General features: G+C 64.5%; 16 protein-coding genes. 13 read left to right on the top strand and 3 right to left on the bottom strand.

The features are described from left to right. Positions 1–94 precede the first annotated feature (94 nt). From OK352_RS12405 to OK352_RS12370, 8 genes are all read left to right on the top strand, one after another. Positions 95–796, top strand: a complete 702-nt coding sequence (locus OK352_RS12405) for a hypothetical protein (RefSeq protein ID WP_265141799.1) — start codon at positions 95–97, stop codon at positions 794–796. A gap of 262 nt (positions 797–1,058) precedes the next feature. Next, positions 1,059–1,745: a hypothetical protein gene (locus OK352_RS12400; protein ID WP_265141798.1), complete on the top strand. Its 687-nt coding sequence runs from the start codon at positions 1,059–1,061 to the stop codon at positions 1,743–1,745. Positions 1,746–1,779: 34 nt separating this feature from the next. After that, positions 1,780–2,943: a class I SAM-dependent methyltransferase gene (locus OK352_RS12395; RefSeq protein WP_265141797.1), complete on the top strand. Its 1,164-nt coding sequence runs from the start codon at positions 1,780–1,782 to the stop codon at positions 2,941–2,943. A 30-nt stretch (positions 2,944–2,973) separates the two neighbouring features. After that, positions 2,974–3,768, top strand: a complete 795-nt coding sequence (locus OK352_RS12390) for a thymidylate synthase (protein ID WP_265141796.1) — start codon at positions 2,974–2,976, stop codon at positions 3,766–3,768. Continuing rightward, positions 3,765–4,232, top strand: coding sequence for a dihydrofolate reductase (locus OK352_RS12385; RefSeq protein WP_265141795.1), 468 nt, complete (start codon positions 3,765–3,767; stop codon positions 4,230–4,232). The genes OK352_RS12390 and OK352_RS12385 overlap by 4 nt, the downstream gene beginning before the upstream one ends. A gap of 7 nt (positions 4,233–4,239) precedes the next feature. Then, a complete protein-coding gene (locus tag OK352_RS12380; protein ID WP_306387801.1) occupies positions 4,240–5,235 on the top strand; it encodes a Gfo/Idh/MocA family protein in 996 nt (331 codons plus the stop codon). A gap of 61 nt (positions 5,236–5,296) precedes the next feature. Further along, complete coding sequence (gene clpS, locus OK352_RS12375; protein ID WP_265141793.1) at positions 5,297–5,581, top strand: ATP-dependent Clp protease adapter ClpS; 285 nt, start codon at positions 5,297–5,299, stop codon at positions 5,579–5,581. A gap of 16 nt (positions 5,582–5,597) precedes the next feature. Then, positions 5,598–6,119, top strand: coding sequence for a DUF2017 domain-containing protein (locus tag OK352_RS12370; protein WP_265142028.1), 522 nt, complete (start codon positions 5,598–5,600; stop codon positions 6,117–6,119). 41 nt (positions 6,120–6,160) lie between these two features. Here OK352_RS12370 and OK352_RS12365 read toward each other — a convergent pair whose 3' ends face one another. Together OK352_RS12365 and OK352_RS12360 are read right to left on the bottom strand one after the other, a co-directional pair. Further along, positions 6,161–6,865, bottom strand: coding sequence for an alpha/beta hydrolase (locus tag OK352_RS12365; protein ID WP_265141792.1), 705 nt, complete (start codon positions 6,863–6,865; stop codon positions 6,161–6,163). Beyond that, on the bottom strand, positions 6,798–7,094 hold the full coding sequence (locus OK352_RS12360; RefSeq protein ID WP_265141791.1) for a hypothetical protein: 297 nt from the start codon (positions 7,092–7,094) through the stop codon (positions 6,798–6,800). Before OK352_RS12360 ends, OK352_RS12365 begins: the two co-directional genes overlap by 68 nt. Before the next feature lie 297 nt (positions 7,095–7,391). Between OK352_RS12360 and OK352_RS12355 the strand changes: the two genes are divergently transcribed. Beyond that, positions 7,392–8,417, top strand: coding sequence for a glutathione S-transferase family protein (locus OK352_RS12355; RefSeq protein ID WP_265141790.1), 1,026 nt, complete (start codon positions 7,392–7,394; stop codon positions 8,415–8,417). On the opposite strand, the gene OK352_RS12350 is transcribed toward OK352_RS12355, so the two are convergent. Then, complete coding sequence (locus OK352_RS12350) at positions 8,418–9,236, bottom strand: MerR family transcriptional regulator (RefSeq protein ID WP_265141789.1); 819 nt, start codon at positions 9,234–9,236, stop codon at positions 8,418–8,420. It abuts the gene before it with no gap. A 211-nt stretch (positions 9,237–9,447) separates the two neighbouring features. Between OK352_RS12350 and OK352_RS12345 the strand changes: the two genes are divergently transcribed. The 4 genes from OK352_RS12345 (at position 9,448) to OK352_RS12330 (ending at position 16,279) form a co-directional block, all read left to right on the top strand. Continuing rightward, complete coding sequence (locus OK352_RS12345; RefSeq protein WP_306387800.1) at positions 9,448–10,620, top strand: glycosyltransferase; 1,173 nt, start codon at positions 9,448–9,450, stop codon at positions 10,618–10,620. Positions 10,621–10,727: 107 nt separating this feature from the next. Further along, on the top strand, positions 10,728–12,116 hold the full coding sequence (locus OK352_RS12340) for an LLM class flavin-dependent oxidoreductase (RefSeq protein WP_265141787.1): 1,389 nt from the start codon (positions 10,728–10,730) through the stop codon (positions 12,114–12,116). Positions 12,117–12,264: 148 nt separating this feature from the next. Beyond that, positions 12,265–13,908, top strand: a complete 1,644-nt coding sequence (locus tag OK352_RS12335; RefSeq protein ID WP_265141786.1) for an MFS transporter — start codon at positions 12,265–12,267, stop codon at positions 13,906–13,908. 490 nt (positions 13,909–14,398) lie between these two features. Next, positions 14,399–16,279 carry an HNH endonuclease signature motif containing protein gene (locus OK352_RS12330; RefSeq protein ID WP_265141785.1) on the top strand — a complete coding sequence of 627 codons (1,881 nt, stop codon included), beginning with the start codon at positions 14,399–14,401 and terminating at the stop codon, positions 16,277–16,279. Positions 16,280–16,625 lie beyond the last annotated feature (346 nt).

Genomic DNA, 16,625 nt, shown 5'->3' with positions numbered 1-16,625 from the left:
GCCAGCGCGTTTGTTGTGCGGGAGGGTACTTCTCTCCACAGACAATGCGCTCAGACTCTGGAAGAGTAAGAAAACGAGCGGACCAGGGGGAATCATGACAAATCAGTATCCGCCGAACCAGCAGTCGGGCTCCGGATACGTGCAGCCGTCTGCTCATGTGCCCCCTGCGCCGATGCCGAACTACTACCGACCGATCAGTCGCAGTCGGCCTCCGCTCACCCGGGGTCAGAAATCCGCCGCGATGTGGGCCGGAGCCGTGGGATTCCCGCTCATGTCTCTGGGCTTCTCCATCATCTTCACACTGCTCAGCTGGTCTGCCGTTGCCGGACTCATTCGGGGAATCGCGTCGCAGCTGCATGATCAGAGCGCCGAAACTCTGCAGACCATCTCAGACCTCGACGCGATGTGGGAGAACTACTGGTGGGCTTTTGCCCTGGCCCTGCTCGTCGGCGTTGTGATCTGGATCCTCGGCTACGGAGCGAGCATCGGTATCGCCCACATCGGAAAGGTCGCCAAAGCGACGGGAACGACCTGGGCCGGCCTCGGCATCGCCAGCGTCGCCGGCTTCATCGTGTTGTGGGTGGGCTACATCATCTACATCGTGGGCCTCATCGCTGTTCTCGCGATGAACGGCGATACGTCCGGTGCCGGTTTCGTCATCTTCAACGTCGTGGCACTCGTACTCGGAATCGTGCTCTGGGCCCTGGTCGGGGCTCTGAGCTGGTGGTGGATGGCCCACTGCCTGCGCGCGAGGCATCCTGCCCAGCGGTATGCGGGCGAGCCCTATTACATCTGACGACGGCCGGGCATCGGGCCTGCTGCCGGCGACGCGTTCGCGCGGCGATGCGTGCGCACTGCGATGTGCTCAGTCTGCGATGCGCGCACTCTGCGACCTACTCGCTTTGCGATCACGGATGCTGGTGAGCGCGCAGCAATACGGGCGCTTACTTCTCCACAGGTGGTGCGTCTGGAGCGGTTATCCACAGTAGCGCGACGCGGCCCGCGGGGGAGCGCGGTGATCTGCGAGTGTGGGCTTTCTTCGACGAGAGGAGCCGCACATGTCTCTGCCCCCATCAGCGCCCACCCCGCCGCCGCAGAGGGAAGCGCATTGGCCGCCCCCGCCCGCGGGTGCGAGGTGGTCGTCACCGCAACAGGGCGGGCCGTGGCCGCCTCCCCAGCCGATTCGCCTGCCCCCGAAACCTCCCCTGTCACCGCGACAGCGGACGCGCACGCTGGTCGCGGGAGGCATTGCGTTTACGCTCATCGGTGGCGGGGGATCGGCTCTCGCCCTCTACCTCATGGCGGCCGCCGCCATGGCGTTCTTCGCTGGCACGTGGCAGCTCGCCCTCGGGGCCGGTGACGAGTTCGGCGAAATGATGGGCGCGCTGGTGTACGGGGGCGCCCTCTACTCCGGCATCTTCTGTGTCACCTTCGGACTGGGCTACGGCGCGAGCCTGTTGATCCTCCGCTCGGGCGGGGTGCACAGACCGAACAGCACAACGTTGCTGGCGTCGCTGATCGCGCTCACGGCGTGGTCGGCTGTCGGCGGCATCTTCGTGATGGTGTACCTCATGGCAGCACCGAAGTCGCAGCCATGGGAGGAGACTCCCGCTGCAGCCGGCTCCTTTCTCACCGTGTTCATCTGTGCACTGGCACTTATCACGTGCGCCGCAGTCGGCGCCGTGAGCTGGTGGTTGACGGCGCATCTGCTGAGACCCCGCTCGGTTTCGCCTCCCGGGCGTTGACGGAGGTCGACGCGTGGCACCGTACGCTTGAGGCGTGGACTTCTCGTTTGATGCCCTGCGTCGTTGGCCTGACGTCGAGGCACCCAACCTCTATGCCGTTGACGCCACGGACCGGTTGCTGCTCGACACCGCCGCGACAGCGATGGCGGATGCTGCACCCGACGACGTAGTAGCGATGGGCGACCGATACGGCGCCCTCGCGCTCGGGGCCATCGCGCAGCACGACGTGCCCAGCGTCCGGGTGCATCAGGATGCGCTCTCGCAAGAGCGCGCGATCACCGCCAACGCAGAACGTTTCGGTCTGAACGACCGTGTGGCACAGCATCCGCTTGATGCTGCGCTCGTCTCGGGTGCCCGCGTCGTGCTGCTGCAGTTGCCGCGGTCGCTCGATGCCCTTGACGAGATCGCTGAGCTGATTGCGCGCCACGCTGATCCCGACGTGCGCGTCTTCGCCGGGGGCCGGGTCAAGCACATGAGCACAGCCATAAACGATGTGCTGCGCAGGTCATTCCAGAACGTAGAAGCTGGGCTCGCCCGCCAGAAGTCGAGGGTGCTCACAACATCCGGTGCCGTGCCCCGCGCCGAGTCGTCGAGTGTGCCCTCACCGACGGGGGCGTCCGCCGGGCCGCGCTGGCCCCGGGCGCAGCGCCACGACGAGCTCGCCCTGACCGTGTGGGCGCACGGAGCCGCGTTCGCGGGAACACGCATCGACGTCGGCACGCGGTTTCTGCTCGACCACCTCGACAGCATCCCGGCGTCCGCCCGCACGATCGTCGATCTCGGGTGCGGCACCGGCGTCCTTGCCACCGCATTCGCGCTTCACCGACCTGATGCTGATGTGACAGCGACCGACCAATCGGCCGCTGCGACAGCATCCTCTCACCTCACCGCCGACGCCAACGGTGTGAGCGACCGCGTCACCGTGATCCGCGATGACGGGCTCTCGACCCTGCCGGACGCCAGCATCGATGCGGTTCTGCTCAACCCACCCTTCCACATCGGAGCATCCGTGCACACGGGCCTCGCACTCAAACTGTTCGCCGAGGCGGGGCGCGTTCTGAAACCCGGCGGAACCCTGCTCTGCGTCTGGAACTCGCACCTGCACTACCGGGCACAGCTCGAAAGGCACGTGGGAGTCACCCAGCAGGTGGCTCGCAACGCGAAGTTCACGGTGACGACCTCGCGTCGCCCGAGCTGAACGTCGGAACCGTCGATTACGCTGGAGAGCATGCGCCAATACCTTGATCTGATGCAGCGTGTTCTCGACGACGGAGTCGAAAAATCCGACCGCACAGGAACGGGCACGCTCAGCGTGTTCGGGCACCAGATGCGATTCGACCTGCAGGCGGGTTTTCCGGCGCTGACGACGAAGAAGCTGCACCTGCGCAGCATCATCGGTGAGCTGCTGTGGTTCCTGCGCGGCGACACGAACATTGCCTGGCTGCACGAGAACAAGGTCTCCATCTGGGACGAGTGGGCTGACGAGAACGGCGACCTCGGGCCCGTCTACGGCCACCAGTGGCGGTCGTGGCCGACACCCGATGGTCGGCACATCGACCAGATCGCGAAGGTCATCGAGTCGCTGACGGCAAACCCGGATTCCCGTCGGCACATCGTCAATGCGTGGAATGTCGCCGAGGTCGACGATATGGCGCTGCCACCCTGCCACACGATGTTCCAGTTCTACGTCGCGAACGGCACGCTCTCGTGCCAGCTGTACCAGCGCTCGGCAGACATCTTCCTCGGTGTGCCGTTCAACATTGCCTCGTACGCGCTTCTCACGATGATGGTCGCGCAGGTCACGGGTCTCAAGGTGGGCGAGTTCGTTCACACGTTTGGCGACGCGCACCTGTACCTCAACCACCTCGAACAGGCAAAGCTGCAGCTCACCCGCGAGCCGGGTCCACTGCCGACCATGCGGATCAACCCGCAGCGCACATCGATCGACGCGTTCGAAATTGCCGACTTCACGCTCGAGAACTACGAGGCGGCACCCAGCATTAAGGCCCCGATCGCCGTATGACCGTCACGCTTGTCGCGGCCATGGGCCGAAACCGAGTGATCGGCGCCGACGGCGGCATGCCGTGGCATCTGCCTGAAGACCTCAAGCATTTCAAAGCGGTGACGCTCGGCACGACGATGATCATGGGGCGCCGCACCTTCGACTCGATCGGCCGACCACTCCCGGGGCGACGCACGATCGTTGTGACACGGGATGCTGGCTGGCGGCGCGACGGCGTCGACACTGCGCTGTCGCTCGGCGCCGCTCTCGCGCTCGCGGGAGATGCTCCGGTCTCAATCGTCGGCGGCGGCCAGATCTACGCGCAGTCGATGGATCTCGCCGACCGCATGGAGCTCACCGTCATCGCCGCCGAGCCCGAGGGTGACACTCACTTTCCCGAGTGGAAGGACGCCGAGTGGCGCGAGGTGGCTCGCGACCCGCGCGACGGCTTCGATTTTGTGACGTTCGAACGCCTGCGCCGCTGACGCGTGTGTGTGGGTGTGCCAGCGGCGGTGCACTGCTACGTTGGCATCAAGCGAAGGGGCTTCGATGACACAGCACACGGTCGGACTCATCGGCAGCGGGTTCATGGCGGCAACGCACACGGAAGCCTGGAGAAGCTTGGGTGCAGAGATCATCGTGTGGTCCCCGCGCTCGGCCGAAGCCTTCGCCGCCGAGCACGGCATTGCCGCCGTCGCCTCCCTTGAAGAGCTCGTACAGTCGGCGACGATCGTCGATATCACCTCGCCCACACCGCATCACGCCGAGCAGATCCGTGCTGCCATCTCGGCAGACCTGCCGATCGTGTGTGAGAAGCCGCTTGCGCGCACGACCGAGATCGCCCGCGACCTGGTGCTCTCGGCCGAGGCCGCTGGCACCCCGCTGTTCCCCGCCCACGTCGTGCGCTATATGGAGCCGTACGCACGCGCGCAGGCCACGGTAGCAAGCGGTGCCCTCGGCCGCATCTCGCGCGCCACGTTCACGCGCGAGGCGGCAACACCGGCCGACGGCACCTGGTTCGACGACGACGCGGCGTCCGGCGGCATCCTCGTCGACTTCCTCATCCACGACTATGACCAGGCCCGATGGATGCTGGGCGAGGTGCAGCGCGTCGAAGCCACGCAGCATCCTGCCACCGCCGACGGCGTGGTTCCGGCACTCGTCGAGGCGCGCGTCGAGCTCACGCACGTCGGCGGCGCTGTCACCGAGGTGGTCGGTCGCTGGGGTCCACCCGGATCCGGATTCCGAGCAACGTTCCACCTTGAGGGAACGTCCGGGTCGCTGGATCACGACTCGGACGCCGAACGCGATGCCGCATCGGCCGCCGACAACGAGGATGCCTACCGCGCGCAGCTGCGTGACTTCACCGACGCGATCGATGACGGAGCCGTGGCGCGCGTCAGCGCCGTCGACGGACTCGCCGCGGTGCGCATCGCCGAGGCGGCGCATCGCTCCGCGGCATCCGGCGCCCCCGTCGGGCTGATCTGACCTCACAAAATCTGGGAACCGAGCGGGTGCTTCTGCGCCCGCGAGATGTCAGCATAGAGGTATGCCCAAAACCGCAGACGACACGAGGCTCGACGAGCAGCTCACCCTCGGATCGCCGTGGGTGACGATCGTCTGGGACGACCCGGTGAACCTCATGACGTACGTGGCGTTCGTGTTCCGCAGCTATTTCGGCATGAGCCGTGAGAAGGCGGAAAAGCTGATGCTGCAGGTGCACAACGATGGCCGCGCGGTCGTCGCCACCGGCACGCGCGAAGAGATGGAGAGACATGTCTCCGCCATGCATGGTTACGGTCTGATGGCGACGTTGCAGGAGGCAGACCGATGACGAGGGTGGGGCAGTGATGCGGGCTTTCCGACGTTCGGGCGAGCACATCGAGGCGCGGTTCGAAGACATTGAGGTGTCGGTGCTCACCAACCTCACCGAGCAGCTTCACGCGCTGATCGACGGAGTCGCCGCGGGTGGCGCCGTCGAAGATGCGGCGGGAGCGCGGCTGTTTCCGCCCGCGTATCTGAGCGATGAGGAGGCGGCCGAGGAGTTCCGACGCTTCACCGTCGACGACCTGGCACAGAGCATGAAAGCAGACGCGGATGCTGTGCTCGAGACGTTCCGCGATCACGGGGCACTTCCGGTGACGATGGGCCGCACCACGGAGGTGCGGCTCGACCGGGACGCTGCGCTGCGCTGGATGCGATCGCTCACCGACCTGCGGCTCAGTCTCGACTCGCGAATCGCCGAGCCTACGGATGCTCTCGCGGCGGAACTCAGCGACGAAGACGTCGAGTCGTTGCAGGGCATGTACGACTGGTTGACGTTCGTGCAGGGCACCCTGATCGAGGCGGTCGAGGAGCTCGACGCCCGCTGACGCCTCTCACACCAGCGGGCGCGATCGCCGAGGCGCGGTAGTCACCGCTGCAGGAGCGCCTCCAGCTGATCCACGACCAGGTCCGGACGGGTGATGAACGGATGGTGACCGGTCGGCACCTCGACGGAGCGTGTCGCGCGCTCGGCGTGGAGCCGCTGAAGCTCGACGGATGTGCTGTTGTCGTTCCCGCAGACGATGTACGTTGAGTCGACGCCGGTCCAGCCGGCAGCGCTCGTGGGCGTCATAAATGCTCCGGCAGACTGCGCCGTCACTCTGCTCCATGCGCTCAACTGTGTCTCTTCGTCAGCATCCTGAAGGAAGCGTGCACCGAAGGACGCCGCGTCGTAACCAGTAACGCTCAGCGTGCCGTCGCCGTTGTCACCAATCGAGACCGGGTCGCTCTCGCCGCTCATGATCGCACCTTGCGATGCACCGGCATCGGGAAGATACGAGGACACGTAGAGCAGATGCTCGACGGCATCATGGTGGCCGGCTTCTGCGATGACCGTGCCGCCGTACGAATGCCCGACGACGATGGCCGAATCCACACCGTCGAGCTCGCGGCGCAACGCCGCGGCATCGGCCGCGAGACCGCCGGAGATCTCATCGGGTGTTGTTTCACCGCAGGAGGGCAACGCGACGGAGCGGCTCCGGATGCCCGTGCGCTCCTGCAGAAGGTCAGCGGTCGGCTGCCACCACCACTGACCGTCTCGCACGAGTGCTCCGTGAACGAAGATGAGTTCCATAATGCGGTCCTTCTGTTGCTGAACGTGGATGAGAAGTTCGTGGGCGGGCATGATTGTCTCCGAAGCCGAAGCCGAAGCCGAAGCCGAAGCCGAAGCCGAAGCCGAAGCCGAAGCCGAAGCCGAAGCCGAAGCCGAAGCCGAAGCCGAAGCCGAAGCCGAAGCCGAAGCGCTTCGCATCTTGTCCGCTCCACGCCAACGCTACGGCTCCTTCGAGCTCACGAGGGTCCATTCTGCTGAGAGCAGAGCAGAGCAGAGCAGAGCAGGGCACGGCTGCGGGGTGGTGAACGCACCTGTGCCGTGCACGAGGCGGCACGTTCCACATTTTCGTACTGATCTGTCGCGTGCCTTTCGCGGAACCGCCCTCTGGCCCACTCATGTGAGGTGAATGTGGCTTTGTAGTGCGGAGGTGCAGCCGTTTTCCTCAACTTTTTGTGGGTGCACGCGTTCTCCGGTACATATTTTCTGCGGTGCATATTTCTAGAGGTGCGCGGGTGTTGGCCGGAGCAGTCCGACGTATGGTCGAGATATGGCTGATACAACAGATTCTGGTGGGCGCTACGTCGAGCCGGGGCAGCCCTACGACCGCGACACGAACTACATCGAAGACCGGATCACCCGAGACGCACGGGACGGGTGGCCCGTTGAAGCGGGCCGCTACCGGCTGATCGCCGCACGAGCGTGCCCCTGGGCAAATCGCACGATCATCGTGCGGCGTCTGCTCGGACTCGAGGACGCGATCTCACTCGGGCTGCCCGGCCCGACACACGACCAGCGCAGCTGGACGTTTGATCTCGACCCGGGCGGCGTCGACCCCGTGCTCGGAATCGAGCGACTCCAGCAGGCATACTTCGCCCGCTTCAGCGACTATCCGCGCGGCATCACGGTTCCCGCCGTCGTCGATGTTCCGACGGGTGCCGTGGTCACGAATAATTTCCCGCAGATCACAATCGACTTCGAGACGGAGTGGACGGCGTTCCACCGCGCGGGCGCGCCGGACCTCTACCCCGAGGCGCTGCGTGACGAGATCGATGAGGTTGCCGAACGCGTCTATCACGATGTCAACAACGGCGTGTACAAGGCGGGCTTCGCCGGGTCGCAGAAGGCGTACGAACGCGCGTACTCAGCACTGTTCGAGTGTCTCGACTGGCTGAGCGAACGTCTCGCCACTCAGCGCTACCTGGTCGGCGACACCATCACCGAGGCGGACGTCAGGCTCTTCACGACGCTCGTGCGCTTCGACGCTGTGTATCACGGGCACTTCAAATGCAATCGATCGAAGCTCGCCGAGATGCCGGTGCTCTGGGCTTACGCACGCGACCTGTTCCAAACACCGGGGTTTGGCGACACGATCGATTTTGGGCAGATCAAGGCGCACTATTACATCGTGCATCGCGACATCAACCCGAGCGGCATCGTGCCGGTCGGGCCGGACGAAACAGTCTGGCTCACCCCGCATGGGCGGGAAGAGCTCGGCGGTCGCCCGTTTGGCGACGGCACGCCCCCGCCTCCGCCGCGCGACGGCGAGAGCGTGCCCGAGCTGCGATCTGCCTAGCTACCGAGTGAACGGAACAGCGATGTCGCACGAGGGATCATCGGGGCCGATCGCACTCCAATCAGCGAAGTAGACCTCACGTGGTCGACCTGACGGCGTGAAGCCTTGCTTTTCCAACCACGCGTATACCTCGTCATACGCCTGCAGAATCTGCGGATACTTCACCTGGGCCTTGGAAATGCGCGTGTACGCGTGCTCGCCAGCCGGTTCCGTTAGTACTGAGACCGGTGCGGTGACTTCGGATTCTGAGATGGCACCAGCGACCGGCACAGCGTTCTGGATTTCGCCTGAGGACTCGTCGTTCACCTCCTGGTTGTAGATGGTCGTCAGTGCACCGGCAGGCCCGCCGAATTGGCTGGCGAGGGTGAAAAGCCGATGCCCTGATTCTTCAATGAACGATGGAATCTGCTCCGGCCGCACTGTCTTTTTCTCAGTGAGGTATGTCGTCTGGTTCACGGTTCGTGTGTGCACTGACATTGTCGGTGTCCTCTCGGGATCGAATTGCGAGATGACGTAGTTCGCGAGAGCGCGCATTGTCGCGTGCTCGGACTCGACCCGCTCCCAGTACGCATCGACGATGCTCGGACGCTGATTGTCGTGAGCTTCGAGAAGTCTTCCGATGTCTGCGAGCGGCATTTTGAGACCACGCAGCAGGACGATCAAGCGTGCAAGCGGAATCTGACTCTCGTCGTAATAGCGATACTGATTGAGCGGATCGACGCGAGCAGGAATGAGCAAACCAGTGTCCGCGTAGAGCCTGAGCATCTTCGTGCTCAGCCTCGTGCGATGCCGGAATTCCCCGGCCGTCAACTCGCTCATCGCCCCTCCGTCACCTCGTGCGGCGAGTGCCGCATCGATACTCTCGACCGTGCCCAAGGGGCAAGGTCAAGAAGATCACGCGAATTCTCTGAGAGTACCGGCTCAAAACAGGGAATTGGGGCCCGGCGCGAGGCTCTCGGGCACACGCTCTGCGCGAACCTCACGGGTGTGACGGAGGGGCGCCCGGTATTGTGAAGTGACAATGCACGTGATGATCGCCACCGACCAGCATCCTGAGTCGCTTGGCGGTGCGCAAGTGTCGATCCGGTTGCAGAAGAAGTTTCTCGAGAAGGCCGGGCACCAGGTCACGATCGTGGCCCCGGGCATGCACCGAGATCACCCGCATGATCCCTGCTATGTCGACCTTCCGTCGTTCCCGATCACCTTCGATCGTGAGTATGCGCTGACGAAGCCGGGGCGTCGCAGTGACCGCGCCCTTGACGCTGAAATGGCGAAGCGTGGCCATGTCGATGTCGTGCACGTCCAGGGCGACTTCTGGGGTGCGGCAATTGGTCTGCGCTTCGCCCAGCGCCACGAGCTGCCTGTCGTGCTCACCTTCCACAACAATATGGAGTTCGGGCTGCGTAAGACCGTCCCGTTCCCCAAACTGGCGACGAAGATGCTGCTCAGCCTTGAGGGCAGATCGCTCGGTGGCCAGATGTCCCTGCTCCGCCCCGACGCGTGGCGGTACCTCAACGAGCTGGCATTGCGAGCGGATGCTGTTACAGCGCCCAGCAACCACTTCGCCGCGCTACTGCGGCAGAAGGGCGTCGCGAACGACATCGACGTGGTGCGCACGGGTGCTGACGACGACATCATCGACGACGTGCTCGCGCATGTGGACCGCACGCCGCCGTCGCGGCCGACGCTCGTGTGGATGGGGCGCATGAGCCACGAAAAGCGGATCCTCGAGTTTCTGCAGGCCGTCAAACTCTCGGGTGCCAACGCGGAGGTGCGCCTGTACGGTCAGGGACTTCTGCTGTCGCGAGCCCGAGAGTTCATCGTCAAGAACAAACTGCGCGATCGCGTCGTCTTGGCCGGGAAAGTGCCCTACCGCGACGCCCTCGCGGCAATCGCCTCTGCCGACGCGCTCATGCAGACATCGATCGGCTTCGAGACGCAGGGCATGACTGTGTTCGAGGCGGCAGCTCTGGGGACGACATCGGTCGTCTGCGACCCGAACATCGCTGCCGAGCTGCCGGACGGCGTGTACATCGAGCCGGACGATGACTCCGTCGAGTCGCTCGCCGCGACGATCACGCAGGTGGTTGACTCGAGAGCATCCGGTGATCTGCCGCGGCCCTCGCCGAACGCCGCCGAATCCCTGCGGCAGAGCGCGCAGACCGCGGCCATGATCGATGTGTACGAGCGGGTCACGGCCTAAGCTTCGCTGGATCGAATTGCCCCTCCGCGCGGAAGCTCGACTGCGACTGTGACGAAATGTGAAACGTCGAAGATGACGGATGCTGCCAGACAGAGCATCCTTGGTGCATGACTCGTCAGATTCGCTTCAACGCCTTCGACATGAACTGCGTCGCCCACCAGTCTTCCGGGCTGTGGCGTCACCCCGATGACCGGTCGCGCTACTACAACACGATCGACTACTGGACGCATCTGGCGCAGCTGCTGGAACGCGGCAAGTTCGATGGCCTGTTCATCGCGGACGTGCTCGGAACCTACGACGTGTACGGCTCGAGCAATGAGGCGGCGATCACGCACGGCGCCCAGGTTCCGGTGAACGACCCGCTGCTTCTGGTCTCAGCCATGGCCGCCGTCACCGAGAACCTCGGCTTCGGCGTCACAGCGGGAACCGCATACGAGCACCCGTACCCGTTCGCGCGCCGACTGACGACGCTCGACCACCTGACGAAGGGTCGTGTCGGCTGGAACGTCGTCACCGGGTATCTGCCGAGTGCCGCGCGCAACATGGGTCATGACGACCAGATGGAGCACGACGACCGATACGACTACGCCGACGAGTATCTCGAAGTGCTCTACAAGCTGTGGGAAGGGTCGTGGGAAGACGACGCCGTGCAGTTCGACCGAGAGTCCGGCGTCTTCGCCGACCCGAACAAGGTGCACGAGATCGGGCACGAGGGTAAGAACTTCACAGTCCCCGGCATCCACATCTCTGAGCCCAGCCCGCAGCGCACCCCGGTGATCTACCAGGCCGGAGCCTCGCCGCGCGGAGTGAAATTTGCTGCCGAGAACGCCGAGGCGATCTTCATCGCGAACTCGACGAAGGACGGCCTGAAAGAGACGGTCACGCGCATTCGCGACGGGCTCGAGGCCGCCGGCCGCGGGCGTTACGATGCCCGCATCTACGCGCTCATCACGGTGATCACCGATTCGACGCCCGAGAAGGCGCAGGCGAAGTTCGAAGACTACCTCAGCTACGCGAGCCCCGAGGGTGCCGCGGTCTTCCTCTCCGGCTGGATGGGCGTCGACCTGTCGCAATATGACCTCGACGAGCCGGTGGGCAACGTCAAGAGCAACGCCATTCAGTCAGCGCTCGCCAACGTGCAGCGCGGGGCGGACGACGGCACCGTGTGGACGGTGCGCGACATCGCGAAGCAGGGCGCGATCGGCGGACTTGGCCCGTACATCGTCGGCAGCGGTGAGGAGATCGCCGACCAACTGCAGGAGATTGCCGAGCACGCCGACGTCGACGGATTCAACCTCGCCTACGCGGTCACGCCGGGCACGTTCGAAGACGTCGTCGAACACGTCGTCCCCGTGCTGCAGGAGCGCGGAGCCTACCCGACCGATTACACGCCGGGCACACTGCGCAACAAGCTGCAGGAGAAGGGCGACCGCGTGGCTCCGACGCACCGCGCGGCTCAGTACAGCTACCGCAACAGGGTCTCTCAAGAAGCCTGATTTCGACACCACAGGATGCTGTCGGGCACTGCGCCCGACAGCATCCTGTGGCGTTCAGACACCCGATAAAACTTTTGGTCGATGCCGGCGCGGCGGAGGATGCGTACGCTCGTGAGTGTCGGGACGTTTCCGGCAGAGAGAAGCACCGATGACATCGGTCACCACGAGACAGACGACGGGGAGACGGCGCTGGGCCGGGCTCGGCATGCTGGCAGCATCCCTGTCGATGATCGTTCTCGACGGAACGATCGTGGGTGTCGCCCTTCCGACGCTCATCGCCGACCTCGACCTCGACGTCAGCGAAGCACAGTGGATCAACGGAATCTATTCCGTCGTGTTCGCCGCGCTTCTGCTCACGACGGGGCGGCTCGCTGATCGCTTTGGACGGCGACGCACGCTGATCATCGGGATCGTGGTGTTCGTGACCGGAAGCATCATCGCTGCGCTCGCAACCTCGGCCGGTACGCTCATCGCCGCGCGGGTCGTGCAGGGCGTCGGCGGTGCGATGATCCTGCCGACGACGCTCTCGAGCGTCAACGCCACATTCCGCGGCAAAGACCGCGCCATCGCGTTCGGCGTCTGGGGCGCCGTGATCTCGGGGATGGCCGCGCTTGGCCCGCTGGCAGGCGGATGGATCACCACGGCATTCACCTGGCAATGGATCTTCATCGTCAACGTGCCACTCGGCGCGCTGCTCATCATCGGGATTCTGCTCACGGTCGATGAGTCACGAGAGAACATCGCCGTGCCCGGCCTCGATGTCGGTGGTTTGCTGCTGAGCGTCGCCGGGTTCGGGCTGCTCGTCTTCGGCCTGATCGAGGGGGAGGCGCTTGGCTGGTGGACGCCGACGGCACCGCTCACGATCTTCACGTGGACGTGGGGGACGGATGCTGCAATCTCGGCGGTGCCGCCCGCGCTGCTGCTGGGCGCAGCATCCCTCGTCGGTTTCGTGCTCTGGGAGGTGCGTCGCGCCCGGCTGAACCGGTCGGCGATTCTCGACCTCAGCCTGTTTCGCGTGCGCACCTTCCGATGGGGCAACCTCGTTGCACTTTGCGTCGCCATCGGCGAATTCGGGCTGCTTTTCGCACTGCCGCTGTTCATCGTGAATGCGCTGGGCGTCAGCTCGCTTCAGGCGGGCCTCGCGCTCGCCGCGATGGGTCTTGGTGCGTTCGTCGCGGGGGCACAGGCGAGGCACGTTGCCGCACGCTTCACCCCGGCGACCACGGTGCTGCTCGGCCTGCTGCTGGAGACCGCTGCGGTGATTGCGCTGGTCTTCGTCGTGACGGCATCCATGTCATTGTGGCTTCTGGCTGGCGTGCTCGTCGTCTACGGAATCGGGCTCGGATTCGCGTCTGCTCAGCTGACCGGCACCGTGCTCGCTGACATTCCCGTGGCGCAGTCTGGCCAGGGATCGGCGACCCAGAGCACCGTGCGGCAGGTGGGATCGGCGCTCGGTACGGCCGTGATCGGAACGGTGCTCGCTGCCTCGCTTGCGGGTGTGATTCCGGGGCATCTGGATGCTGTCGACGGGCTGCCCGCTCGGCAGGCGACGTCGATTTCCGACGCCACCGTCGGTGCGGCGGGCGGCACGATTGAACCGTTGCGCGAGCAGGGTACGCACGGGAAGCTCGGTGTTGTGGCGCCGGACGTCGTCGAAGCGCTCTCCTCTGGCATGGCGGATGCCACCCGCATCTCGCTCGGTGCAGCCGGAATCTTCCTCGCCCTGGGCGCTGTCGCTTCGGTGGGGCTTCGACGTTCGCACGACCGCGCTGTGCGCAAGTCGGGCGCGTAAATCGCCTGCGTCAGTGCGAGTTCAGGGTAGCCCTTGCTCGCGATCGTGGCGCCGCCAGCGTAGCCCGTCGGGTCCGTGAACATCGGGGCAGTCAGCAAGACAGCATCCGCAGATGGAATGTTCGGGAGAACCGACATCGGCCTCGTTGCTGCAGTCGCAGTCGGGGCACGCGCAGCCGGGGCACGCGCAGCGCGTACCGCGGGCTGGGTATCCGGCGCGTTCGCGTTCGACGGCCGTGAAGTCAGCCGGGAATCAGATCGCATACATTTCGCCATCGATCTCGATCGTTGTGGCGTCATCATCATCAGGCATAGCAGAGCAGTGCATCACTCGTTTTCACTGTTGTGGCGGTGTCCGTTCTGCCCCTGAGATTGGTTCGCTATGTGCTTCTCCGTCCACAGGCATGCGACTTTCCGAGTTATCCACAATGGTGTGTTGATCGGGGGTTTGTGTCGGTGGGAATGTCGGTGGCTGCTGTCACAATGTGTCCATGGTTAACGCAGGTGCGGCACCCGGGTTTGGGTCTTCGGAGGAGCCGGAGAACCATGCCCGGTGGGCGGCTCCGGGTGTGCCTGAGATATCGGGGAACCAGCGTGTGCCGGAGCTGTCCGCACCGCAGTCAGCGGATCAGGGCGCGTCGGGTTTCTTGGAGAGCCCGGATGCTGCTGCTGCGCGTGCTGCCGAGGTGTCAGGTCGTGAGGTCGCGGAGGACGACGATGCTGCAGGTGTCATGAAGAGTCGTGACGCTGCTGCGAATAACGTGGATGCTGCGGGCGCGGGTGATGTTGCGGGCGCAGGTCTAACGCGTGGGGAGGGCGTGGATGCTGTCGCGGTGCGTGCTGCTGAGGATGTCTTGGCCGGTGCTGCGGACCTCACCACCATCGATCCAGCAGACCTGTCGGCAGATGTTCTGCTCACGTTTGTGGGTCTTTTGGCGAATATTTCTCGGGTGGTCGAGGGTCGTCAGGTCGGCAATGTTGGAGACATTGCCCGACGCTCCGACACGGGCGCGGGGTTGGATGGTCTTGCTGCTCGTCACGGCTCCGCGTCACCGACGGCACTGTTTGAGAAGGTGACGGGGGTGAAGAACTCCACGGCGTACCGGTACACGAAGCTCGCTCAGCGCACCACTCCGCGGGTCTCGGACACGGGTCTTCCTCTGGAGCCGGTGTTTGCCCAGACGGCGAAAGCTCTCGCTGAGGGCACCATCGGTTTGGATGTGGCCGAGGCAATCACCTCCACGCTTGCTCCGGTTCTGTCGCGGGTGGCGCCGGAGCAGCTCGATTGGGCTGAAGCCACACTGCTGGGTAATGCGACCGGTGCTGATGGGGAGGTTCCGGTGGCGGCGGATGCGTTGCGGGGTCAGGCGCGCATGTTTTGTGCTGTGTTGGATCCGGATGGTGTGCAACCGTCGGCGGAGGAACTTCATGAGGCACGGTCGTTGGTGTTTCGTCATCTGGATGATGGGAGTATGCGTCTTACCGGGGTGCTCTCTCCGGAACAGGCAGCACACGTCACTCCGGTGTTTGACGCGTTCATGTCCAAACGCACCAGCCCGGCGTTTATGCAGGCGGATGAACTCGCCGCTAAGGAACAGGCACCGGAGAATCGGTCGAGGCCGCAGGAACGTGCGGATGTGTTCACCAGCATTGTTGCTGGCACCGGCACACAGGACAGCACCCCGAAACTGCACGGTCGTGCTCCGACCGTTTTGGTCACCGTGTCAGAGGATGACCTGGAGAACGGGAATGGTGCGGCGTGGTCGCCGGGGACACCAGCAGCGTTGCCCATGTCGTTTGTGAAACAAATGCGGTGCAACGGCCACACCCACAAAGTGACGATCGATGCCCACGGGGATGTGTTGAACCTCGGCGACGCCGAGAGGTTTTTCACCGCGAAGCAGCGCCTGGCTCTGGTTGCACGGGATGGGACCACGTGTGCGGCAGCGGACTGCGACATCCCCGCCTGGCTATGTGAAGCACACCACATCCAAGGATGGGACAACGGCGGCCCCACCAACCTCGACAACGGCGTCCTGCTCTGCTGGTTCCACCACCGGTTAGTCGAACACAGCGAATGGGACATCACCCGCAACCACGACGGCCACCCAAAACTCGTGCCACCAGGCTGGTACGTGAACCGGCGATACCTCGGCAAACGACACCGACAAGGTGACAATGAAGACGGCAATAGTTCCGGCGACAATCCCGACGGCAACGGTCCCGGGGAGAGTCCAGGCGGCGACGGTCCCGGAAGCGGCGCTGGTTCCGGAAGCGGTGCCGGTTCCGAACAGAGAGGCAGTCCCGAGGGGCCAGACATTCCCGGAGACGACCCACCTGACCACGGGCGAGATACCGGGCCGCGCACCTAACGTACGCGGCGGCCCCAACACACGTAACGCACAAGCAGAACAGCTTGAAGCGCTACTCGGAGTACGCCGACACCGCGAGAGCCGTCGCCGGGCAATAGTTGTGGTGGCTTCCGAGTCAAAGACTGCCAGCTTCGGTGGAGTCCGTTGGTGAGATGTTGCCCATGCGCCCGAGGCGCGCGGCGGACTCGATACCCGACGGACGCACCAGAAATCGGCCTGGAACACTCCCACGTGAGCCGCGGCACCATTAAATAATTCGTCTGAGCAGCTCGACGCAGCAATTCGCATCCGGGCGCTGGTATACGCGGCCCCTGATTAGCTCGAAGCGATTCATGTGAGGTTCTAT

The sequence above is a fragment of the Microbacterium sp. MPKO10 genome (assembly GCF_026107415.2).
Taxonomy (GTDB): domain Bacteria; phylum Actinomycetota; class Actinomycetes; order Actinomycetales; family Microbacteriaceae; genus Paramicrobacterium.
Note: the sequence above shows the minus strand (reverse complement) of the source record. Positions and strands in the feature narration are given on the sequence as shown.

Coding starts and splice junctions, on each gene's coding strand:
- OK352_RS12405 (WP_265141799.1), top strand. CDS start 95: ATGACAAATCAGTATCCGCCGAACCAGCAGTCGGGCTCCGGATACGTG.
- OK352_RS12400 (WP_265141798.1), top strand. CDS start 1,059: ATGTCTCTGCCCCCATCAGCGCCCACCCCGCCGCCGCAGAGGGAAGCG.
- OK352_RS12390 (WP_265141796.1), top strand. CDS start 2,974: ATGCGCCAATACCTTGATCTGATGCAGCGTGTTCTCGACGACGGAGTC.
- OK352_RS12385 (WP_265141795.1), top strand. CDS start 3,765: ATGACCGTCACGCTTGTCGCGGCCATGGGCCGAAACCGAGTGATCGGC.
- clpS (WP_265141793.1), top strand. CDS start 5,297: ATGCCCAAAACCGCAGACGACACGAGGCTCGACGAGCAGCTCACCCTC.
- OK352_RS12370 (WP_265142028.1), top strand. CDS start 5,598: ATGCGGGCTTTCCGACGTTCGGGCGAGCACATCGAGGCGCGGTTCGAA.
- OK352_RS12365 (WP_265141792.1), bottom strand. CDS start 6,865: ATGGAACTCATCTTCGTTCACGGAGCACTCGTGCGAGACGGTCAGTGG.
- OK352_RS12360 (WP_265141791.1), bottom strand. CDS start 7,094: ATGGACCCTCGTGAGCTCGAAGGAGCCGTAGCGTTGGCGTGGAGCGGA.
- OK352_RS12355 (WP_265141790.1), top strand. CDS start 7,392: ATGGCTGATACAACAGATTCTGGTGGGCGCTACGTCGAGCCGGGGCAG.
- OK352_RS12350 (WP_265141789.1), bottom strand. CDS start 9,236: ATGAGCGAGTTGACGGCCGGGGAATTCCGGCATCGCACGAGGCTGAGC.
- OK352_RS12345 (WP_306387800.1), top strand. CDS start 9,448: ATGATCGCCACCGACCAGCATCCTGAGTCGCTTGGCGGTGCGCAAGTG.
- OK352_RS12340 (WP_265141787.1), top strand. CDS start 10,728: ATGACTCGTCAGATTCGCTTCAACGCCTTCGACATGAACTGCGTCGCC.
- OK352_RS12335 (WP_265141786.1), top strand. CDS start 12,265: ATGACATCGGTCACCACGAGACAGACGACGGGGAGACGGCGCTGGGCC.
- OK352_RS12330 (WP_265141785.1), top strand. CDS start 14,399: ATGGTTAACGCAGGTGCGGCACCCGGGTTTGGGTCTTCGGAGGAGCCG.